This window comes from Bradyrhizobium sp. 1(2017) (assembly GCF_011602485.2).
GTDB lineage: Bacteria > Pseudomonadota > Alphaproteobacteria > Rhizobiales > Xanthobacteraceae > Bradyrhizobium.
The window spans coordinates 5,562,404-5,584,595 of the sequence record NZ_CP050022.2 but is presented as its reverse complement, the minus strand read 5'-3'; the positions used below and the strand labels follow the sequence as shown (position 1 = coordinate 5,584,595).

The following is a 22,192-nucleotide window of genomic DNA, read 5'->3' as shown; positions in this document are numbered from 1 at the left end:
TATCAGCGTTGAGGGGAGGCGAATCTTTACACAACTCGGAGTAATTTGCACCCATCGTTGGATCAACAATCGGGTTCCTTCGGCAGCTTTCGGAACGCCTCAACCGCCGCGTTCCCCGGCTTCTCGTACGAACATGATCCAGTCTTCCACACCGTGCGTGCAGGTGTCAGCTATCGCTTCGGCGGCCCGGTGGTCGCGAAATACTAATCTGCTTACTCGATCAAACCAGTCGCTCAAAGCCCCGGCGTCGTCCGGGGCTTTTTGTTTCTGATGCAGTGAGTACCTCCTGCAGTTCAAGCATTCCGCTTCGCCCCTCCAGCGACATGCCTCCAAAATTCTGTGGCTCATTCGCAACGAGTGGCGGCTGCAACGAGCGGAAACCAGCGCTCGGATTGGGATGGGGAAAAGCCGTGGCGATTTCAGCGTCTGGCCCTTAGCTGACCCGCCGACCGCCCAGGCGAATGTCAGCTTTGGGAAAAAGCCAACGCGGGTTGGACCAGTGGGCGGCGGCCCTGAACGATGCGTTTCATGCCGCGCAATCCGCGCTGTGACGTAAATCTTCAAATCGATTTCATGGACGTGCAGCCCGTACGCGGAGGCCGGAGGCAAGATTACCCCGCAGGTGTTACCTTCCCTTAAACCATTGGTGGCAATTTGGTGGGGATTCGCGGAATCAACTGCCGGCCGCGATCGATCGGTTCGAGGTCGTCGTTATGCTTGCCGAAACGTTGGAAGCGGTTCGATCCTCGCAGTCGAAACGGACGATCTATATTCGCTTCGTGCTCGCGACGCTCGCGGTGATGGTGCTGTTCAAGACGTTCAGGTTCGGCCGATGGAGCCCCTGGCAAGTCCGAGAACTGTCTGATTTCGACGCCTTCTGCATCGTAGCGCGGCAGGTCTGGCAGGGTGAGCTGGATTTGGTCTACCGCTTCGAGTCGCTGGTCAAGCTTCAGCAAGCCTTCACAGGTTCGGCCAGCTTCATGCCCTGGACCTATCCGCCGCAGTTTGACCTGTTTGTGGCGCCATTTGCACTCCTGCCGGTGGGCATCGCTTATCTGCTTTTCATCACGGCGACACTGACTGCCTATCTCCTAACGCTTCGTACCATCGCAGGCAAAGATTTCTCGCACGTTTTGGTCGTGATGTTTCCTGCGCTTGCGATCACCGTCGGCTGTGGACAGAACGGCTTGCTCACGGGCACCCTGATCGGCATCGTCTCTCTCAATGTTGAGCGGCGCCAGGTCATCGCCGGCCTCGCTCTGGGGGCGATGGTGATCAAGCCGCATCTGGCTATCGCGGCAGGCGCCTACATGCTGTCGACGCGCCGATGGGTGGTTCTCGCGACCGCGACGACCGTCGTGCTCGCAAGCTCGCTCGTCTGCACTCTGGTGTTCGGATGGCAGATCTGGCCGGCATGGCTCGGCGCTATCAGGGAATCGACGATCTTCCTGGACCGCGGCTTCTACCCGCTGTTCCGCATGGTCTCGACCTATGCCGCGCTCGGCCAAGCCGGCGTTCCTCCGAGCATTGCCTTCTGCGCGCAGGCGGCCGCCGCGAGCCTCGCCCTGTCTGCAGTCGTGCTTGCTGTCTGGCTCGGCGCAACGCGCAGAACGTCGTCAGCCTTCGCGCCCGGTGTCGCCGCCATGGTCTCGGTGATGATCAGTCCCTACGCTTATGACTACGACCTGCCGATCATCGGGATTGGCCTCGCCTTGATGCTTCCCGACCTCGAGCGGCTGGCAAGCGTGCGCGAGCGCAGCTTCGCCTACGGGCTGATTCTGCTTGCGGGCGCCTATGGCATGCTACAATCGGCGAGGCTTGCGGCGCAGTTTGGCAACGAAGCGGACCTGACCGGGGTAGACGTACCCTCCGTCGGAGGTTTCGCGATGATGGCCCTGCTGGCTCTTCTGCTCCGGCTGCAGTGGCGGGCAACACAGCCGGCGCTTATCGCGCCGCGGGCGGCAGGATAGTTTGGGTCCGCCACAGGGCCACTTTGCGCGTGCGACCCTTCATATTGGCGCAATGAGCTCTCTCAAATCGAAAGATTGTCGCTCGGCCATCAGAGCCGACTTCACTTTCATGAGAACCCTCCGTCGTAGTCAGCGGCTCATCGTCGTATCGAGATTAGGCTCATGGTGTTGCTTTAAGCTTGAAGATGCGTAGCGAAATTTTGCGCCGCTCGCCTCAAAGCGCGTCGCGGGCCGGGTCTCTGACGATTTGCGCGATCTTCTTTCCACTTAGAAATGCAGCTCGCCAAGTCGCGCTCGCTGCTGGAAGTGTAGCCGGCGATCGGGGGGGGTAAATTCTATGAGATTAGAAGGTGAACGACGCAAGCAGCGGAGGATTGCAAGCCTTTAGCGCTGGGATGGCGAGCCACCGCGTTCCTATCCCAAGAGCAAATCGATTCCAAGATCCGTGACTCCCCTCGTTTGGTCTGAGGCTTGCACCGGGCTCGCATCCCACAATTCTTTCGCGATGAGGAGAGGCGAGATTTGCAGGTTCGCCCACCAAGCTCGCTCATCGCCGTGCCGGTGAAGCGATTTGATGGTGCGATCGGCACAGCGGCACGGTGAACTCGTCGCTGACCTTGCGCCCCAATGTCCGTGGCTGAGCGAACTTCAGGGTGATGCGCGTCCGCTGGTGTCTTGTGGCATACAAGGCACCTTGGCCGCGAACGAAAGCAAGGTGTTCCTTGCTTCGGCGTCGCGCTAAGAACCGCAACCAACGAGATTCAAATATCGACTGATACCCAGCCCGAAGAACACGCTGGGTCGCCTTCCCAAGACAGCCTAGAAGCACCGGCGCCGCCGGATAGATTGCTAGCGGCGGATGGCTGGTTCAATCCAACCAAACCGACGTAGGCAACGTCCTCGGTGCGCCTCTCGTAGGCCGCCTCAACACGAGCGTATGCCTGCCAGAGAGTGTTCTTGAGCGGGAGGCTGATACTTTGGCCCAGCCGCCTGACCGGCCAGCTCGCGCAAAAGGCGCTCTAAGAGCTCGCGCGACTGTTCGGGCGGCGATACCGGGAGCCGGTTCAGTACGGTTTTGTGAGGCTTTCCTTTTGGCTTGGATGCGATCTGCGGTTGGGCGGCGGTCAGAGGTCCTATAAGGAGGTCCGGCGCGTCCAAATTGTCCTCCCTGGCAATCCCGACCATGCTTCGACCTATTGGCGGCGTAGACCGAGAGGTCGAAGAGACTCATTCTCCGGAGGGGTGGGGCTATCGCAGCCAGTATGGCAGCGAATTCATCAGCGTGATGCCGACCAACCTCTACGGGCCCGGCGACAATTATCATCCTGAATTGAGCCACGTCGTTGCCGCGCTCATCCGCCGCTTCCATGAGGCCAAGCTGTCGGGCACAAAGACCGTCGAGGTCTGGGGCACCGGCACGCCGCGGCGCGAGTTCCTCTATGTCGACGACATGGCCGATGCCTGCGTGTACCTCATGAAGACCTATTCCGGCGCCGGGCTGGTCAGTACACGGCATATCTATCGCGGCTAACCAGCATCAGAGCGACAAGACAAATTGCGATCAGGCGAGCGATTTCCCTCGGACTGTCGTGAGATCTCGGGCGCAGTGAAGAGACGTAAACTCTCGATGATCCAGCTAAACCACACCACCGAAGTCGATGCCTTCCTTGGCAAGCTCCTCGGCCTCCTCAGCACTCGCTGCGGGCTTCGTGTCGAGGTAGGGATGCTCAGAAGCCGGCAGGATAGTGCGGATGTTCTGGCCATCCGCTCGGCTGATGCGCGCAATCCACCGCTGATGCCCGCGCTCAAATCGCTGGATCTGATACTGCTTGTACGTGATCATGACTCTGGGACGCAACCGACGCTGATAGTGGCTACCTTCTAGCCAATGTAAGGCTGCCGCACAATAGGTGTTAAAGCAGAGTTAACCGCGAGCGTGAACCGGACCACCTCGCCCGTCACAAGCTCAAAGAAAAACCCGCCAACTAGGGAGCTGGCGGGAGGTAGCTGAGATTGCGTCCAAACTAATGGTCGCAGGGTTTTCTTAGCATAGCGCGTCAACATTGTGAAGCGGCCGGACTACCTCTCGTAGTTTTCGAAGTCTACGAGCCGTATCCGCTAGCAATGCGGCGACTTTATATTGGGATTGGGAGCTGGCAGCAGCCTGGCCCCGCGGCTCCGTTGCCCATATCTGTCATCATCATAAACACAAGACAGCTAGCAGCGACCTCGGTTGGCAGAGGCGAAGACACGTGCGGCAAGCTCCAGTTCAATGTCAGCAATCTGCCCAAAGATGCGCGGCAGCGATGCTCTCTGACTCTTGAACAATCAGTGACCGAAGGCGCGATATCGTGCGTTCGTCTCAAGGGAAGCGCGTTACAATCGATCGGACGTTCGCAATGGAGGGATCCTAGAGCGAGCATCAACGCTCAACCGCAAGGCCAGCACAAGATCGCTTCTTTTCGCGACACAGCTTGTCTCGGCGTCGGCCCGTGAGATCCTCGACCGCTTTGAATTTGACCGGGGGGCGGCGTCCGCTGCTTGCGTCAGCTGCCTTGGTTCGGCGAGGGCCGTGCCGGCTCAGTGTCCCACCAGTGCATCGAAAAAACCGAAAATGGAACTTGCATCGTCGGGCAAAACAGTGGTTTATAGGGTGCTGGTCGCGTCCAGACATGGAGTCCAGCTTATGGCCGAAGAGTGCAAAGTTCTCTCAGATCTGCCGGAAGTAGCGAAGCTTAACGGTGAATTTCGAAAGAACTATGGGAAGGTGCTTGGAGCTTTCCTCTATCTACGCTCCATCAGCGCCGCTCGTGGGCGCCCCTGGTTTTGGACCGCGCTGCTCTCGGCCGTTTGTTCCGCGGCGCTGGCGTGGCTTGGGAAGGTGGGCGTACTTTTGTGAGCCGCCGGATGATCGCTTGAACAAGGCCATGGATCGTCTTAAAGCGCAGAATTCCCCGCCGCGCTCGCGCTGCTTCGGAAAAGCGGATCGTGCGTTTCACTTTGCCGTCAGTGGGCAACAGCACGTAGTCGAGTACGGTCTTATTGTGCTCCGATAGTCGGATGGCAGCTATCCAGCCGTCGGGAAGACACGCCTCGCGTTCGATACTCCAGAGCGGAGCATGGGTTGGCTTTTGGCCGGGGGTCCAGCGAGCAGCCCTGACCGAAAGACAGGTTGCCCCACTCACGCGTAAGCAATCACTCCAGCCGCCCGAGCCAACGCGTCCGCCCGCCGCTCGTATGGCAGTTGCGGCCTGTTCAACAAGCTTTGTTCTTAGCTCGGACCAAAACGGACGCGAGTCGAGAAATTCGTAGTTCCGCTTGGGCGTATAACCCAGCAGCCGATATAGATTTCGAAAATTGCCAAAGTGGGTTTGACAGGTTGCAGAGCAGGGAAGTCCCGGAGTTCGGTCGATAATGGCGGGGGTCAAACGCCCCTCTTTCAGAAGAGTTCGTCGTAACCGAATCAGCATTTCTTCTTCTGAAAGATCAACGCGCCGTTCCTCGATAATCTTCCTGACATTGAAAAAGACTTCGCGATCAATGATTGGGTTGATGCAGCCCTCGCTTCTGATCCATTCTTCGGGAGGATTTTTTATCGCATTCTGTCGCAGCTTTCGCGACTTGCGGTTGAAGACAAGATTTCCAATGTAGCTTTCATTTCGAAGAACAGTACCAACGGCACCGCGGGTCCATGACGTGCCTGTGCTCGAGAGCAGTCCTTTCTGGTTAAGTTCCCAAGCAATCACAGTTTCAGATCTTACCTCCAAGAACCTATCGAAGATCCACCTCACGACAGCTATTTCTCTCGGATTGCCCGGCCTGATTCGAATGTGATCCGTAAGGATGTACTTTCGGTCGCCCGTCCTCATTACCCCTCTCGTTTGCATCTTCTCGTCGACGAGCTCGCGCACCAGTGCGTAGCCCGCGCGACCGCACGGCTTGTAGCCGAGCCGCGCAAAGCGACATTGACCGGCGTAGACCTTCGCCGAAAGCTCGCGGCTGTATTCGGCCGCCATGACTCGCTTGATATTTTTGACGATGCTCGCAAGCATGCTCCCATCATTTTCGAATTGCTCGGCGCAATAGGCAACCTTGATACCGGCTCGCCTACAAACGAACTCATAGTGAGCACTTTCGTCAACGTCCTGGAAGCGACCCCATCGGCTTACGTCATAGACCAGAAGATGGCCGAAATCGGTTTGGTTGCTTTCGACATCTTCCAGCAATTGAAGAAGCCCCGTTCTGTTCTTAATGAGCAACCCGCTCTCGCCCTCGTCTTTGTAGGTGCGGACAAGTGTAAAGTTACGGGCGTGCGCGTACGCCGCGATCACGGCGGCCTGATTTTGGATTGAGTATTGCTGCCGGTCGGTCGACATCCTGACATATTGAGCCGCGCGAACTCCGAGGATCGATTTTGGCAGATGAGCTTTGTGAACTACGAGCGCATTACTCATTTCTTCACCTCATCAAAACGCGAGTGCCATTTTAGAGGACTACTTGGCTCTCGGCTCGGCAAGATGAATTTCCTGCGGGCTATCAGGTTTCGTTGCTGCATTTGCGAATTTGCATTGTGGGGCCGCTCACGGCAGCAATACCCTGACCAAGCAGCGGATCGGCGCGCATCGTGAAGCCGATCCGCTTCGCGGATAGGGCTCAATGCGCATCGACTTGTGCTGCTTCCCGATGCATGTTTGCACAAGCCGGAGTTCTGGCGGTTTTGCTCGACCTTCGTCAGCTTGACATGCGTCTCGCTCGAACGGCTTCCCGCGGGTGGTAGGCGAGATCGTAAGCCATCGGCGACGTGTCACCGGTATGAAGGAGCCTGACGGAATTAGGCTGCGATGAAACCTGTTGCAGCGCTCCGATGGCAGAGCCACTTCGCGGGTTGCGGAGTCCGCGCTACAGCTGGCGATTGTGCGCTTGCGGAAGGGTCTTCATTGACGAAGAGACTCCGATCGAGGCGGTGGTTCGGTATCGGAATGGATGACTTCCCTCGCTTTCCCGGACGCATGCACCGGGCTCGCATCCCACAATTTCTTGGCAATGAGGAGGGGCGAGATTTGCAGGTTCGCCCACCAGGCTCTCTCGTCGCCATGCCGATGCAGGGCTTGATGGTGAAACCTGCAAAGCGGGACGGTGAACTCGTCGCTCACCTTGCGCCCGAGCGTTCGCGGTTGAGCAAACTTCAGATGATGGGGGTCGGCGGGGCTGTTCTTGCAGACGAGGCAAGCTTGGCTGCGGACGAACTTGAGATGCTCCTTGCTGCGCTTTCGCAGCGGCTCCTTTGGAAAGGCGAGGTCGCCCGGCGCGTCCGCGATCGGCGGTTTGAGAGGGAGGTCGACTGCGGGGGCGCTGTCTGAGCGCGTTGAACTCGCTAGCTGCTCTGTCGGCCACTTTGTATCTTGCTCAGGTATACTGAGTTCGGGAAGGGCGGCTTGCTCGAACTTCTTCTGGTAGGCGGCCTCAAGAATGTGGGCGTCGGCCTCCAAGAGCGTGTTTTTGATGGGGAGCGTGGCCTTGGTCCAGGCAAGCAGTCCGTCGCCTCCCTCCTGGAGCGTAAGCTCGCCCAAGAGGCGGTCCAGGAGCTCGGCGGAGCGTTCAGGGGGTAAGACAGGAGGGCGGTGCAGGCCACCCTTCGGAGGCTTTCCCTTCGGTCCTGGCGCGATCTGCTCAGTGGCAGCTGGAGATTCTGCAACGACATCAGGCGCGTCCAAATCGTCCTCCCCGGCTATTCCGACCAGGGCAAACAGAGCATACCGGCGCGCGTAGGTCAGCGCTGCTCCCATCCGATGCGGAGCTTCGACCTCCTTAGCGACGCAGACCGGGAGATCCGAGGAGATCCATTCGCCGGAGGCGTGGGCAAGCAGGGTGGTGAGATGGATCTGGCCCGTGTCCTGTTCGGTCCGGGTGGTCTGGATCGTGGCGATCTCCTGCCGGCTGAGGGTCTTGCGGACGATGTCCAGCCCGGAGGCCAGCGAAGCGTAGCGGAAAGTCCGATCGTCCTGCCGCGGGAAGGGCGACCGGATCACGGCGGTCAGCGTCTTCTCGGGGTTCACCAGTTCGGCCTGGGCGCGGGCGAGGGCAGCTGCGATGGTCCCGATCCGCTCACTGGACCGGTGCATCGGAGCCCTCCGTCCCCTGGGCCTCGAAGCTGATCGCGCCGGACTTGGAGCGTTTGGCTTTGATGCCGTGACCTGTCGCCTCCTTGGCATCTTCCGGCATGAGCTTCTTCAGGTCCGCCTTTGCGGTCTCATGCTCACCGTGCGCGTCTCGGGTTCGAAGGTAGGTCCCGGCCAGCTCCGCCCATTGATTGGACGTGGACATGTCGACGACCTTGATCGCTTCCAGGCGCGGCCGCGGCGTTTCGATATTGAAGAGAGCAGGAAGCTCTCCGCTTTGAACGCAGCGCCAGAACTTCTTTTCGGCGGTGAGGAGGAGATGTTGATAAAGTGGATCGGCGTGGATTTTGATCTCGATCCATTGGCCACCCCCGGTGATGACGGAGAGGACCGCGGAGCGGGCGGCGACAACCCACATGTTGTGTTGCAGTTGCGCCATGTGTTTCTCGGCTGCGGTTTCCTGCGAAAAATTCCATGGCAACATGAACTTGGCTTCGAAAACCTCACCCGTTTCCTGAATGCGGCCATCGAGAGTCGCAGCCATCCAACGGTGCACCGGATGAAATATCCGACGCTGCGCGTCGACGACCACCTGGCCTGTATTCATCTGGTACCAAGCCACGTTGACCTGCTCTGTCGCCCTCCCCAACTGCACCAAGAGATTCCTCGATAAGTCCTCTGGTTCCCTTTCGCCTCGCTTTTCCCGCCAAAGCCGGATGAGGCTATCCTCGCGATCGCCCATGACGATTCGGGCGTCGGAACCGCCTATGAAGCCCCGGCGATCAATCGGAAATCCGTGCATGGTCCAATCTTTCCGGCGGTAAATGATACCAATAGTATCCAAAGAGGTGATATTGTCAATACTAAAAGTATCGATTCGGCAGATAAAGGCTGCGCGGGCACTCCTGGGCTGGTCGCAAGAGGATTTGTCGAAAGCCGCGGGTGTATCCAGCCCAACGATCAAGCGCCTCGAAGCCTTGGATGGGCCGCTTCGGGGGAGGGCGGAAACGGGGGAAAAAATTGTTAAGGCGCTCAGTTCTGCCGGCGTGGAGTTTCTCCATGAGAACGGAGGTGGTGCCGGTGTGCGGCTCTCCCAAAAAAAGACCTTCAGCTGACAATTCGCTATGGAGCGCCGGCTTCTTCAAAGCTTGCAGGATATAAGAAGCCTTTGCTGCACTCCACTGCACAGGATCGCATAGGTTTCAACTACAAGAGCGAGATCCGCCCCGGCTGAGGATCTTGCTCGTGCGTCAGCAGTCGGAATTGCTACGAACCGCAGGGTAGGTTGGAAGCGATGAGCTTCTTCGTTGACAACCACAAATGATCAGGCGATCCGTCGCGGATTTGGAAGCGCCGTCGTCGAACTCTCGACCAACAAAATGGCAGCGGTCCCGATCTTCGTGCGGCAGCAAAGAACCAAACTACTTAGTCGATTATTTTCTCGCTGTTAACGGAAAGGCCACGTGTTGGCGAGGCGGTGCTAAAGGCCGCCAATTTCCAGATTAGCTCCTTTGCAACCTTTCGCCAGACCAAGCTCTCATCGGGCGTTGGACTCCCTTGCTGTCATATGGAGCGTCGACGCTTGTTCACGTTAATTTGCGGAGAGCCGATCGCTAGTCCTCGACAGCGTCGCGCAATGGAATGTGCGATTTCGCAATGAGCCGCTCGAGAACATCCAATTCATCGTACGTCAGTTTGTTGATGTCGATCGAGTGTTCCGCACAACTACCATCGAGAACGCCAGGCCACCTACTGACGTCGAGCACTGCTTTGGCCGCCCGATCGTTGCCGCGCAATGCTTTGTCCGCCTGGGTCACTACGATCGCGCTGAGCAACGAGAGGCTCTGGCTCCTCGATCCTCTTCGCACAACAACCGTGGAACTAAGGATCTCGCGAAGCTCAGCCGCTATATTTTTCCAACTCGCCATGATCAGCCTCCAAATACAAGCGCCGATAACATTGTACTAAATCTAGTCCCGCGTCGCGATGGATGCTCGCTGCCGCTCGACGAATCCGCCGGCTAAAGAGGATACCGGCATCAAGGCTTGGTCGGCATCGCCACATCACCGCCTCCCAGCCATTGCCCAAGCCGCTCCTCTAACACGAACTGCGACCCAGTCTACAGCAACGAAGAAGCAGAGTCTTCAAACTGCGAATGCTCTTCAGCAAGAGCAACCCGGCGATTGCCGACGATCTCTTCGGCGCATCTTGGACGAGGCATCTGCAGGCCTCTTGAAAAGGCTTCGTGTCGGGGTTAAAGTTTTAATGCGGCGACGACGTCGTCCGCATCGTCTCGGGATCCGAGGCAGCGAAGTTAAGGCGGACCGCCCAGACTTCGACCTTCAAAAATACCGCACAAGTTCATAGCACGGTCAGCACCGGGCCAACGGATCGTATTCACTCCGCTCCGCGGCCGAGCGGAGGGAAGGGCACGCTGCTGCCATTGCGGCCGACGTTTCGGAGCAAACGATGATCCCGCGATATCACGGCAAGCGTTTCGACCTTTCTATCTTGGAGAGTTCTCTGCTCATCACTGAATCCAGGGAAGCGTTCGCCCTCCTGCAACGCGAATTGGCGCGCGAGATAATGCCCAAGAACATCGTCGAGGAGATATTCCTTGCCGATGTTGCGGCGAGCGTTTGGGAGACGATCAGGCTGCGGCGTTGCAGAGATCGAATTGTCAACCTATCCTACCGTCAGGCCATTCGAGAGGTGTTGGACCGGGTCCTGGGCCCCGCTGAGGATGTGGCCGAGTGCGAAGCGCGTACCGCGCTAGAGCGCGACTGGTTTACAAAGCCGGAAGCGCGGCAAGAAGTCGCAAAACGGCTCGCCGTCTTTCAGCTCGACGAAGGTGCCATCGAAGCCGCCGCAATGAGCAGCCAGGGGGATCAGCTCGAGAGGTTCGACCGGATGATTTCGGCGCAGCAGTCACGTCTGCTCCGCTCATTTGCTGCGATAACGGATTATCGTGCGGCCTTCGCTATTCGAGTCCAGACGGCGGTGGAACGCGTGACGGCTCAACCTGCGCTAGCGCAACTCGATGCGCGTCAGCAAGGGCGGTGATCATGGCGAGTCGAAGCCAAATCGAAGCCAATCGGCGGAACGCGCGCCAAAGCACCGGTCCACGCTCGACCGCCGGTAAGAAACGCGCCGGCAAGAACGCCCTGCGCCATGGCTTGTCGGCACCATTCCAAGTAAGTGCATCGCAGGCCAAACTCATTGAGAGGCTCGCGCAGCTAATCGCAGGCTCAAGCACAGAGCGTCTTGCGCTTGAGCTTGCCCGCGAGGCTGCAATCACCACATTCGATCTCGCTCGTATCCGCCGAATCAAAACAGGGGTGATTCAGCGCGAATTGGCGGTGGGTTGCGCCGCGCCCCCGACTCTCACGCCAGACGATCCATCCCAAACTCTCCCGCTTGACGAACAAGACCGCATGGCCGAGGCGGTCGAGCGGGCCCTGCCGGAGCTCTCAAAAATTGAGCGTTACGAAGCTCGTGCGATCAGCAGACGCAATCGCGTCATCCGATTACTCCAATTGAAAGCTGAAGCCGCGCCGCCCTCAATAGGCTGGCGTGGAGATGAATAATACAATATCTGCAATCAAAGATTGCGGAGCTATCAATCTATGCAGAACGAACCCAATTTCTCCTCGCAATTACAGAAAGATGGAGCCAAACAACTGCACCCAAGAGTGAGGCTAAGGTAGGCGTCCTGACTGACCGGGTCGCAGTGACCTGATCCCGTCCCATTTGCCACCACCACCGTCTAAGGCGGATGGGCCAGTACCCGAATACATCGACATGTGCACAGACCCGGCGAGTTCCTCCGTCATCCAGCGGTGGAGCGCGCAAGTCCTTCGTCGTCGTGTGCGATGCCAAAGAGGACGGCGCACAGCTCAACGCTGGTTCTTCGCGAGCCGCCGTTCTTCGATGTTAACCAGTCTTCGGATTGGTCGGGAGGGCGGAGGCAACTAGTTGGGAGGACGGAGGCAACTAGTTGGCATCGTCGCGAGCCTGACGCGTCGGGCGCGCCGTACATGGCGTCGAATTTGCTGACAGCCAAGTGCGATTGAGAGCGGGGCGCGATCCAAAAACGCAGGAGCCGTTGATGTTGTCACGGTATGGCGCAAAAAAAGTTCACCGCTATTGCTCATGGTCTCGCTGATGGCTTGTCATGACTTGGCCAAGCATGGCGCTACCGCTCGTCCGCGATCACCTTGCCGTCGTTTGGCAGCACGCCGGGGCGGACCAGCTCGACGGTGCCGCCGAGCTTCGTCACGGCCCGCAAGGTGCCGGCGATCTCTTCGCGCAACGCCTCGCTTCCCGCCGTCGTTTCCGCTCTCAACGTCATTGCGTCGCTCTCGCCCTCGCGCGTGACGACGAGGCGCAACCTGCCGAGCGCGGGATGGCGCTTGCCGATCTCGGCGACCTGCTCGGGCCGGACGAACATGCCCTTGACCTTGGTGGTCTGGTCGGCGCGGCCCATCCAGCCCTTGATGCGTGTGTTGGTGCGTCCGCACGGGCTCGTGCCGGGCAGGGCCGCGGTGAGGTCGCCGAGCGCGAGCCGGATCCAGGGATGGTGCGGGTCGAGCGAGGTGACGACGATCTCACCGACGTCGCCCGGTGCCACGGGATCGCCGGTGCCGGGCTTGACGATCTCCAGGATCAGGTCCTCGTTGACGACCATGCCCTCGCGGGCCTCGGTCTCGAAGGCGATGAGGCCGAGATCGGCGGTGCCGAAGGCTTGGTAGGCGTCGATGCCGCGCGCCTTGATCTCGCTCTGAAGGGAGGGCGGGAATGCCGCGCCCGAGACCAGCGCGCGCTTGATCGAGGAGACCTCGCGCCCCGAGCTGGCGGCAGCATCGAGCAGGATCTTCAGGAAATCCGGCGTGCCGCTGTAGCCGACCGGCCGGTAAGCCTCGATCAGCTCGAATTGCTGTTCGGTATTGCCGGGGCCCGCGGGGATCACGGCGCAACCGAGGGCGCGTGCCGAGGCATCGAAGATGAAGCCGCCGGGGGTCAGGTGATAGCTGAAGGTGTTGAGCACGATGTCGTCGGGCCGGAACCCGGCTGCGAACAGCGCCCGTGCGCCCCGCCAGGGATCGGCTTGACGCCCCTCCGGCTCGAAAATGGGACCAGGTGAGGTAAAGAGGCGGGCGAACGATCCCGGCGCGGCCGCCACGAAGCCGCCGAAGGGCATGGAGGCCTTGTGCAGCGCCGGCAATTCCGACTTGCGCAGCACCGGCAGGCCCGCCAGCGCCTCTCTGGACCGCACCGAGGCGGGGTCGAGGCCCCAGAGCCGCTCGGCATAGGCTGGAGCGGCCATGGCGCCGCGCAGCACCTCCGGGAGGCGTGAAAACAGCTCGGCCTCGCGCGCGCCGTGGTCCCGCGTCTCGAGGGCGTCGTAATGGGCGGTCATGGCTGGTCTTTCCGGGTTGGCATGGTCCGTTGCACGCCGCCGCCGGCATCGGTATCAGACGGCCATTGGCAAGGCTGGAAGGGGACGCGATGGCGGACGAGGGAAGCATTGCGGCGGACGAGGCGGCGGATGTCGTTGCGCGCCTGAAGGGTCGCATGATCGACGAGGCGCTGCCGCTGTGGTCGACGGTCGGCTGGGACGATGCCGCGGGCGGTTTCATCGACAGGCTGCATCGCGACGGCGCGGCAGACCCAGCCGCGCCCCGGCGCGTGTTCGTGCAGGCGCGCCAGATCTGGTGCTACGCCAAGGCTGCGCAGATGGGCTGGTACCCCGAGGGCCGTGCCATCGCGCTCAAGGGGCTGGAGCATCTGCTGGCGAGAGCGAAGGCGCCGGACGGCCGCCCCGGCTACGTGCACCGGCTGACGCCGGAGGGGGCGGTGCTGGATGCCCGGCGCGACGCCTACGACCACGCCTTCATCCTGTTCGCGCTCGCGAGCGTCTATGCGCTGGACCAGGACGCCCAGGTCCGCTCCGAGATCGATGCGCTGCTCGCCTTCCTCGATGGCCATCTGCGTTCGCCGCATGGCGGCGTCCATGAGGGTCTTCCGGTCTCGCTGCCGCGCCGGCAGAACCCGCACATGCATCTGTTCGAGGCGATGATCGCCTGCTTCGAGGCGACCCACGATCTGTCGTTCCAGAACCGTGCCGGCGAGTTCTTCGCGCTGTTCCTCGCCAACCTCTATGACAAGCGGAAGTGCGTACTCAGCGAGTATTTCGAGGAGGACTGGTCGAAGATCGAGCCGGTTAGCGTCGAACCCGGTCATCAGGCGGAATGGGTCTGGCTCCTGAAAGGCTTTGAACGCATCACGGGATGCCCGACCGGACAGCGGCGCGCCGAACTGCTGGCGACCTCGTTGCGCTATCGGGATGCGGCGACGGGCTGCCTGATCGACGAGGGCGATGACGCCGGCAACATCCGCCGCAGCACGCGTCGGCTGTGGCCGCAGACCGAGATCGCGAAGGCGTGGATCGCGCAGGCCGAGTCCGGCGAGGCCGGCGCTGCGGCTGAAGCGCGTGCGGCGCTGGTGCGGCTGGAACGGCACTATCTCAGCCATCCCGTGAGGGGCGGCTGGTACGATCAGTTCGATCGCGACGGCAAATCGCTGATCGACACCATTCCTGCGTCGTCGTTCTATCATGTTCTCTGCGCTGTCACGGAAGCGGAGCAGGTGCTGGGTTAGGCTCGTTGGGGATCACAGCCAGCGCTTGCGCCGCTTGAAGCTCTTGAGGTTCTTGAAGCTCTTGCGCTGGTCGCCGGCGCCGCCGAGATAAAATTCCTTGACGTCCTCGTTGTCGCGCAGCTCGTCGGCAGTGCCGTCGAGCACGACCTTGCCTTGCTCCATGATGTAGCCGTGGCTCGCCACCGAGAGCGCTGCGCGCGCGTTCTGCTCGACCAGCAGAATGGTCACGCCGAGGTCGCGGTTGATCTTCTGGATGATCGAGAACACCTCCTTCACCAGCAGCGGCGACAGACCCATGGACGGCTCGTCCATCAGGATCATTTTCGGGCGCGCCATCAGCGCGCGGCCGATCGCAAGCATCTGCTGCTCGCCTCCCGAGAGATAACCGGCAAGACCGGTGCGCTCCTTCAGGCGCGGGAAGTAGTTGAAGACCATGTCGAGATCGGCGTCGACCTCGCGGTCCCGGCGGGTGAAGGCGCCCAGCCTCAAATTCTCCAGCGAGGTCATGTCGGCGACGATGCGTCGGCCTTCCATCACCTGAAAGATGCCGCGGCGCACGATCTTGTCGGGATCGATGCCGTTGATGCGGTCGCCCTCGAACAGGATCTCGCCACGCGTGACCTCGCCGTCCTCCGTCTTGAGCAGCCCCGAGATTGCCTTCAGGGTCGTCGACTTGCCGGCCCCGTTGGCCCCGAGCAGCGCCACGATCGCGCCCTTGGGCACGTCGAGACTGAGGCCGCGCAGCACCAAGATGACGTCGTCATACACGACCTCGATGTTGCGCACGTTGAGGAGGGGCGGTGCGGGGACGACGGCCGGCTTGGCGTGGGTTGCTTCGAAGGTGTCGGTCATTCTGTGTGCCAATTTGCTACGCTCGTCATGCCCGGGCTTGTCCCGGGCATCCACGTACTTCGTGCCGAGGGGTCAGGCGTGGACGGCCGGGACATCTGTGCGAAGACGCGCTTCTGCCCCGGCCATGACGTCCGAGATCAAGTCACCAGCCGAGCAGTTCAGGCTTGCGCGGCAACTCGACGGTCTTGACCTTCTCGAGCTTGATGGTCCCCTTGGCCATGAGGTCGTTGAGGTCGCCGTCGGTAGGGCCCGAGACCTTGGTGCGATAGAGATCGACCTTCAGCGTGCCGCGGTGGTCCTTCTCGGTCCAGGTCGAGGCATTGCAGACGCCTTCCATCCCGGCCGGAACCCAGTCCTTCTTCTGGTGGAAGCCCTTGGCGACGTTGTCGCCAGTGGCGCCGCCGTTCTTGGCGGCCCAGTCGATCGCCTCCTTCATGTACAGCGACGAACAGACGGCGGCGATGTAGTGCACCGGACGATAGACCTTGCCGGTGGGGTCGGACATCTTCGAGATCTCCATCACGGTCTTCATGCCGGGTGCATCACCGCCCCAGCTCACTGCGGTGCGGAGCGGGAAGATCACGCCATTTGCGGCATCACCGGCCGTCTTGGCGGCGTTCTCGTCCATGCCCCAGACATTGCCGAGGAACTGGATCTCGACGCCGGCGGTCTTGCAGGCCTTCATCACCGAGATGTTGGAAGCTGCGGTGTTGCCGAGATAGGCGTAATTGGCGCCGGACGACTTCAGGCTGAGGCACTGCGCGCTGTAGTCACCCGGTGCGAGCGCGAACACCAGCGGCGGCAGCACTTCGAAGCCGAGCTCCTGCGCCATGGCTTCGCCGGCGGCCTTCGGCGCGTTCGGATAGGGATGATTGGCGCCCATGTGCACGAATTTCGGCTTGCCGGACTTGCCCTTGGCCTTCCAGTCCTCGGCCGCCCACATCAGCATCGCGCGCAGCGCATCGGAATAGCTCGGGCCGTAGAAGAAATTGTAAGGCGCAGGCTTGGCCTTGCCGCTGATGCCTTCAGGATCGGTGAGGGCGGCGGCATAGGAGCCGGACATGTCGGGGATCTTGTCCTGGGCGAGGAAGCCGGTCAGCGCCTCGGTGTCCGCGGTGCCCCATCCCATGATCGCGGCGACCTTGCCGTCCGGCGCCGACCACTTCTTGTAGAGCGCGATGGCCCGCGGCACCTGGTAGCCGTAATCGTTGGTGTCGACGTTGAGCTGCTTGCCGCCGACGCCGCCGTTCTTGTTGACCCAGGCGAAGGTATCGGCGACAGCCTGCCCATAGGGCGTGCCGACGTCGGAGGTGCCGCCGGAATAATCGGCGAGATGTCCGATCGCGATCTGCGCCTGCGCGCCGGCCGAGAATGCGGCGATCGCGAGCGCGAGCGATGCGGTGCTCAAATGGGACTTCATCGTCATGGTCGGTTCCTCCTGTTATTGTTTAAGTGAAGTTGCCGTGCTCAATGCGAGAACGGGTAGAGTTTCCAATAGGCTTTGATCTGTCGCCAGCGATGCGCAAGGCCATCAGGCTCGAACATCAGGAATGCGATGATGATCACCCCGATCGCGATCTCGCGCAGAAAGGTGATGTTGTTGTTGAGCGAGAGCGCCTTGTCGATCGCGCCGCCTTTGAGATAGTGGCTGACGAACTCCATCGCCTCGGGCAGCAGCACGACGAACGCGGTGCCCATCAGCGTGCCCATGATCGAGCCGGTGCCGCCGATGATGATCATGGCCAGGAACAGGATGGAGCGCTCGATGCCGAAACCTTCCTGCGAGACCACGAGCTGGTAATGCGCATAGAGCGCGCCTGCGATGCCGGCGAAGAAGGCGGCGAGGCCGAACGACAGCGTGCGGTATTTGGTGAGATTGATGCCCATGATCTCCGCTGACAGATAATGATCGCGGATCGCCACCAGCGCGCGGCCGTCGCGCGTGCGCATCAGATTGGTGACCAGGATGTAGCTCGCCAGCACATAGGCCAGCACGACGTAGAAGTATTGCTTGTCGCCGCGCAGGGTGTAGCCGAAGATCGAGAACGGCTCCGCGCTTGCCGGCACCGATCCGCCCGAAAACCATTCGGCCCGAGAGAAGAAGTCGAGCAGGATATATTGCGCGGCCAGCGTCGCGATGACGAGGTAGAGGCCCTTCAACCGCGCCGCCGGAATGCCGAAGATCAGACCGACGAATGCCGTGACGAGGCCGGCGAGAGGGATCGCGAAGAACACCGGGATCGGGGCCTTGTTCGAGATATAGGCCGACGTGAAGGCGCCGAGCAGGAAGAATGCGGCGTGCCCGATCGAGATCTGGCCGGTGAAGCCGACCAGGATGTTCAGGCCGAGCGCGGCGATCGAGAAGATGCCGATCTGGATCAGGATGCTCAGCCAGTAGCCGCTGAAGAATTGGGGTGCCAGGCACAACAGCAGCACGCCTGCGATCGCAAAATTGCGGCTGGTCGTGGTCGGGAAGATCGTGGTGTCCGCGGCATAGGAGGTGCGGAAATCACCAGCGGGGATGAGGGCAGGGCCGGCCATGGGTCAGATCCGCTCGATGTCGTGGGTGCCGAACAGGCCGTAGGGCTTGATCATCAGCACGATGATGAGGACGTAGAACGGCGCGATCTCGTAGAGATTGCCCCAGTGCAGGTACTCGCTGTCGACATATTGCGCGACGTTCTCGAGCAGCCCGATGATGATGCCGCCGAGCACGGCGCCGCCGACGGAGTCGAGCCCGCCGAGAATTGCCGCCGGAAACACCTTGATGCCGTAGGCGGCAAGGCCCGAGGACACGCCGTTCACGACCGCGACCACGACGCCGGCCACGGCCGAGACGGTTGCCGAGATCGCCCAGGCCATCGCGAACACGCTCTTGACGGAAATGCCGAGCGATTGCGCAACTTGCTGGTTGAATGCCGTGGCGCGCATCGCGAGGCCATATTTGGAGGCGCGGAAGAACCAGGCCATGCCGATCATCATCGCGACCGACACCACGAGGCTCATGACGTAGACGGTCTGGATCTGGAGGCCGAACAGGCCGACCGACTGGCTCTCGAACACGCGTGGGAACGGCTGCGGATTGACGCCGAACATCCATTTCAGCGTCGCCTGGAGCACGGTAGAGAGACCGATCGTCACCATGATCACCGAGATGATCGGTTCGCCGATCATCGGCCGCAGGATCAGGACCTGGACCGCGATGCCGAACACGAACATGAACACCAGCGTGATTGGCATGCCGATCCAGAACGGTACCTGGTATTTCGCCAGCAGAGCCCAGCACACCCAGGCGCCGACCAGCAGCAATTCGCCTTGCGCGAAATTGACGACCTGCGTCGCCTTGTAGATCAGCACGAACGACATCGCGACCACGCCATAGAGCGTGCCGACCACGAGGCCGTTGACCAGGAGCTGGAAGAGGAAGGCGGTGTTCATGACCGTTGATCCAGCTCGTCATTGCCGGGCTTGACCCGGCAATCCATCGATGTGGAAAGAAGCTTGTTCGGAAGAGGATGGATGCGCGGGTCAAGCCCGCGCATGACGATCGTCTGTGTCACTCCGCCGCCTCCGCCATATGCCCGTGCCCGCCGAGATCCACGACGCGTAGCGTGGTGCGCACACGTTGCGTGGTGCCGTCCTGGAAGCGGATCACGGTGTCGACGGGGATGTCGGCATCGCCGCGATAGATCGCATCGATGATCCCTGCGTACTTCTCGTTGATGACGCCGCGGCGCACTTTACGGGTGCGGGTGAGCTCGCCGTCGTCGGCGTCGAGCTCCTTGTAAAGCAGCAGGAAACGCGAGATGCGCTGGGCCGGCGGCAGCGTGGCGTTGACGGTCTCGACTTCCTTCTGGAGCAGCGTATAGACCTCGGGCCGCGAGGCGAGATCGCTGTAGGTAGTGAAGGAAAGGCGGTTCTTCTCCGCCCATTTCGAGATGATGGAGTAGCGGATGCAGATCATGGCGGCGAGCGCGTCGCGGCCGGCGCCCAGGACCACGGCCTCGGCGATGTAGGGCGAGAATTTCAGCTTGTTCTCGATGAATTGCGGCGAGAAGCGCTCGCCGCGCGAGGTCTCGGCGAGATCCTTGATGCGGTCGATGACGACGAGCTGCCTATTCTCGTTGAAGTAGCCGGCATCGCCCGACAACATCCAGCCGTCCTTGATGTCGGCGACGCTTGCCTCGGGGTTCTTGTAATAGCCGAGGAACATGTTGGGATGCCGCACGACGATTTCGCCGACGCCGTGGACGTCGGCATTGTCGATCCGGATCTCGACGCTGTCGGCCATCGGCACGCCGGTCGTATCAGGGTCGACCTTGCCCTCGGGGTGCAAGGTGTAGGCACCTAACAGCTCGGTCTGGCCGTAAAGCGTCCGCAGCGGCACGCCCATCGCCTGGAAGAACTTGAAGGTTTCAGGGCCGAGCGCCGCGCCGCCGGTCGCGGCCGAACGCAGGCGGGTGAAACCGAGGCGGTCGCGCAGCGCGCGGAACAGGATCGCGTCGGCAAGACCGGAGCGCTTTCCCTGCGCGAGCGCGGTTAGACCCGACTTCGTGCCGACGTCGAACATCCGCTGCTTCAAGGGCGTGGCGTCCATCACCTTGGCGCGGACGTCTGCGGCGATCGATTCCCAGACGCGCGGCGCGAACAGCACGAAGGTCGGCGCGATCTCGCGCAGATCGTTCATCATCGTATCCGGCTCTTCGACGAAATTGACCTTCATCCGGCACAACAGGCCTTTGCCGAGCACGTAGACCTGTTCCATGATCCAGGGCAGCGGCAGCACCGAGACGTATTCGTCGTCGGGTCCCTTCGGATCGAAGGCCAGGTAAGTCGCGCAATGGCCGAGCACGCGGCCGGCCGCGAGCATCGCGAGCTTGGGATGCGAAGTCGTGCCCGACGTCGTGCAGAGGATGGCGACATCCTCGCCCTTGGTCGCGTCCACCAGGCGATCGTAAAGCTCCGGCTCGCGAGCGGCCCGCGCGCGGCCGAGGTCGGCGAACTTTTCCGCCGACATCAGCCTGGGATCGTCATATTTCCGCATTCCACGCGGATCGGAATAGATGATGTGCTTCAGCTTCGGCACGCGCTCGGCGAGCGCGAGCAGCTTGTCGACCTGCTCTTCGTCCTCGGCGAAGACGAGCCGTGCCTCGCCATAGGTCAGCAGATAAGAGGCTTCCTCATTCAGCACGTCGCGATAGAGGCCGAGGCTGAGGCCGCCGATCGCATGCGTCGCGATTTCCGCCGCGACCCAGTCCGGCCGGTTGTCGCCGATGATGCCGATGACATCGCCGCGGCCAAGGCCGAGCTCGAGGAGACCGAGTGCGAAATCGCGCACCCGAGTCTGGTAATCGTTCCAGGTGAACAGGCGCCAAAGCCCGAGATCCTTCTCGCGCAGCGCGATCTCGCCGCCATGCTCCCTGGCGTTGAGCCGGAGCATCTTGGGATAGGTGTCGGCCTGCGCGACGCGTCCCGCATAATCCATCATGCCGCGCTCTCCTGCGCGGGCGAGGCGTCATCCGGATCGACCAGCACCTCGTCCTCCTCGCCGAGATAGGCGCGCCTGACGTGGGGATCGGCGAGGACGGCGGCGGGATCGCCCTCCGCGATCTTCTTGCCGAAATCCAGCACCATGACACGATGGGAGATGTCCATCACCACGCCCATGTCGTGCTCGATCATCACGACCGTCATCCCGAACTCCTCGTTGAGATCGACGATGTAGCGGGCCATGTCCTCCTTCTCTTCGAAATTCATGCCGGCCATCGGCTCGTCGAGGAGGATGAGGCGCGGCTCCAGCGCCATGGCGCGGGCGAGCTCCACGCGCTTTCGCAGGCCGTAGGAGAGGGTGCCGGCGGTGGCCTTTCGCACCGACTGCAGATCGAGGAAATCGATGATCTCCTCGACCTTGCGGCGGTGCTCGAGTTCCTCCTTGCGTGCGCCGGTGAGCCAGTACAGCGAGCCCGTGAGGAAATTGTTCTTCAGGAGGTGATGGCGGCCGACCATGATGTTGTCGAGCACGCTCATGTGGTGGAACAGCGCCAGGTTCTGGAAGGTGCGGCCGATGCCGAGCGAGGCCCGGGCATTCGGCGTCAAGCCGGTGATGTCGCGGCCCTGGTAGAACAGCTGGCCCTCGGTCGGTTTGTAGCGACCGGAAATACAGTTCACGATCGAGGTCTTGCCGGCGCCGTTGGGGCCGATGATCGAGAACAGCTCGCCTTCCTTGATGGCGAAGCCGACATCGGTCAGCGCACGGACGCCACCGAATCGCAAGGACACGCCGCGCACTTCGAGACTGGTAGCCACCAAACAAATCCCTCCCGGTGATGGCGCATTCATCGGCGCTCTTCATCCGTTGTTTTCGGGCAATCCTAGTACGGTCGTCCCCGTCAGGCCATGCAGCCATTGGTCTCGACCGGACCCGCGCCGCCTTCGTTCCCGTCAGGGATCAAAAGCCGCATCGCCCAAGGTGGCTCTCAATACGGGAAAGCGCTATTTTGAAATGTCTTCGGCCTGACAATTCGGTGACAAAGTTTTTCGGGCGGGCACGGCGTTCATCTTTCGTCGGATGGCCGCCGCGGCGATCGTGTT

At 61.2% G+C, this 22,192-nt stretch carries 18 protein-coding genes and 1 pseudogene; 6 read left to right on the top strand and 13 right to left on the bottom strand.

All coding sequences use genetic code 11. The features are described 5' to 3' along the window. The first annotated feature begins 713 nt into the window (after positions 1-713). Positions 714-1,970 (top strand): glycosyltransferase family 87 protein, encoded by a 1,257-nt coding sequence (locus tag HAP40_RS26560; RefSeq protein WP_166814964.1) that lies wholly within the window; start codon positions 714-716, stop codon positions 1,968-1,970. A 1,249-nt stretch (positions 1,971-3,219) separates the two neighbouring features. Continuing rightward, a pseudogene (locus HAP40_RS26555) lies at positions 3,220-3,477 on the top strand (NAD-dependent epimerase/dehydratase family protein); the annotation flags it as partial. Between the two features lie 129 nt (positions 3,478-3,606). Here the strand turns inward: HAP40_RS26555 and HAP40_RS26550 are convergent. From HAP40_RS26550 to HAP40_RS26535, 4 genes are all read right to left on the bottom strand, one after another. Further along, complete coding sequence (locus HAP40_RS26550) at positions 3,607-3,813, bottom strand: hypothetical protein (protein ID WP_166814965.1); 207 nt, start codon at positions 3,811-3,813, stop codon at positions 3,607-3,609. A gap of 955 nt (positions 3,814-4,768) precedes the next feature. Beyond that, complete coding sequence (locus HAP40_RS26545) at positions 4,769-6,424, bottom strand: recombinase family protein (RefSeq protein ID WP_166814966.1); 1,656 nt, start codon at positions 6,422-6,424, stop codon at positions 4,769-4,771. A gap of 480 nt (positions 6,425-6,904) precedes the next feature. After that, positions 6,905-8,092 carry an ERF family protein gene (locus HAP40_RS26540; RefSeq protein WP_166814967.1) on the bottom strand — a complete coding sequence of 396 codons (1,188 nt, stop codon included), beginning with the start codon at positions 8,090-8,092 and terminating at the stop codon, positions 6,905-6,907. Beyond that, on the bottom strand, positions 8,076-8,891 hold the full coding sequence (locus HAP40_RS26535) for a YqaJ viral recombinase family protein (protein ID WP_166814968.1): 816 nt from the start codon (positions 8,889-8,891) through the stop codon (positions 8,076-8,078). The genes HAP40_RS26540 and HAP40_RS26535 overlap by 17 nt, the downstream gene beginning before the upstream one ends. Before the next feature lie 22 nt (positions 8,892-8,913). On the opposite strand from HAP40_RS26535, the gene HAP40_RS37280 reads away from it, so the two are divergent. After that, positions 8,914-9,204 carry a helix-turn-helix domain-containing protein gene (locus HAP40_RS37280; protein ID WP_166814969.1) on the top strand — a complete coding sequence of 97 codons (291 nt, stop codon included), beginning with the start codon at positions 8,914-8,916 and terminating at the stop codon, positions 9,202-9,204. Positions 9,205-9,702: 498 nt separating this feature from the next. Here HAP40_RS37280 and HAP40_RS26530 read toward each other — a convergent pair whose 3' ends face one another. Beyond that, positions 9,703-10,017 (bottom strand): hypothetical protein, encoded by a 315-nt coding sequence (locus HAP40_RS26530; protein WP_166814970.1) that lies wholly within the window; start codon positions 10,015-10,017, stop codon positions 9,703-9,705. Positions 10,018-10,558: 541 nt separating this feature from the next. On the opposite strand from HAP40_RS26530, the gene HAP40_RS26525 reads away from it, so the two are divergent. Then, a complete protein-coding gene (locus HAP40_RS26525) occupies positions 10,559-11,152 on the top strand; it encodes a hypothetical protein (RefSeq protein ID WP_166814971.1) in 594 nt (197 codons plus the stop codon). 2 nt (positions 11,153-11,154) lie between these two features. Continuing rightward, positions 11,155-11,676 carry a hypothetical protein gene (locus tag HAP40_RS26520; protein WP_166814972.1) on the top strand — a complete coding sequence of 174 codons (522 nt, stop codon included), beginning with the start codon at positions 11,155-11,157 and terminating at the stop codon, positions 11,674-11,676. Positions 11,677-12,284: 608 nt separating this feature from the next. Here the strand turns inward: HAP40_RS26520 and HAP40_RS26515 are convergent. Then, entirely contained in the window at positions 12,285-13,508 is a 1,224-nt protein-coding gene (locus tag HAP40_RS26515) for a phenylacetate--CoA ligase family protein (protein WP_166814973.1), read from the bottom strand. 89 nt (positions 13,509-13,597) lie between these two features. Between HAP40_RS26515 and HAP40_RS26510 the strand changes: the two genes are divergently transcribed. Then, positions 13,598-14,749, top strand: coding sequence for an AGE family epimerase/isomerase (locus HAP40_RS26510; RefSeq protein ID WP_166814974.1), 1,152 nt, complete (start codon positions 13,598-13,600; stop codon positions 14,747-14,749). 12 nt (positions 14,750-14,761) lie between these two features. On the opposite strand, the gene HAP40_RS26505 is transcribed toward HAP40_RS26510, so the two are convergent. From HAP40_RS26505 to HAP40_RS26475, 7 genes are all read right to left on the bottom strand, one after another. Further along, on the bottom strand, positions 14,762-15,601 hold the full coding sequence (locus HAP40_RS26505) for an ABC transporter ATP-binding protein (RefSeq protein ID WP_166814975.1): 840 nt from the start codon (positions 15,599-15,601) through the stop codon (positions 14,762-14,764). 142 nt (positions 15,602-15,743) lie between these two features. Then, positions 15,744-17,027: an ABC transporter substrate-binding protein gene (locus HAP40_RS26500; protein WP_166814976.1), complete on the bottom strand. Its 1,284-nt coding sequence runs from the start codon at positions 17,025-17,027 to the stop codon at positions 15,744-15,746. A gap of 41 nt (positions 17,028-17,068) precedes the next feature. Beyond that, a complete protein-coding gene (locus HAP40_RS26495) occupies positions 17,069-18,142 on the bottom strand; it encodes a branched-chain amino acid ABC transporter permease (protein ID WP_166814977.1) in 1,074 nt (357 codons plus the stop codon). Between the two features lie 3 nt (positions 18,143-18,145). Next, positions 18,146-19,039: a branched-chain amino acid ABC transporter permease gene (locus tag HAP40_RS26490; protein WP_166814978.1), complete on the bottom strand. Its 894-nt coding sequence runs from the start codon at positions 19,037-19,039 to the stop codon at positions 18,146-18,148. Then, positions 19,036-19,161, bottom strand: coding sequence for an ABC transporter (locus tag HAP40_RS26485; RefSeq protein WP_246741314.1), 126 nt, complete (start codon positions 19,159-19,161; stop codon positions 19,036-19,038). The genes HAP40_RS26490 and HAP40_RS26485 overlap by 4 nt, the downstream gene beginning before the upstream one ends. After that, positions 19,158-21,089: a long-chain fatty acid--CoA ligase gene (locus HAP40_RS26480; RefSeq protein ID WP_166814979.1), complete on the bottom strand. Its 1,932-nt coding sequence runs from the start codon at positions 21,087-21,089 to the stop codon at positions 19,158-19,160. Before HAP40_RS26480 ends, HAP40_RS26485 begins: the two co-directional genes overlap by 4 nt. Next, positions 21,086-21,940 carry an ABC transporter ATP-binding protein gene (locus HAP40_RS26475; RefSeq protein ID WP_414645343.1) on the bottom strand — a complete coding sequence of 285 codons (855 nt, stop codon included), beginning with the start codon at positions 21,938-21,940 and terminating at the stop codon, positions 21,086-21,088. The genes HAP40_RS26480 and HAP40_RS26475 overlap by 4 nt, the downstream gene beginning before the upstream one ends. Between the last annotated feature and the right edge of the window lie 252 nt (positions 21,941-22,192).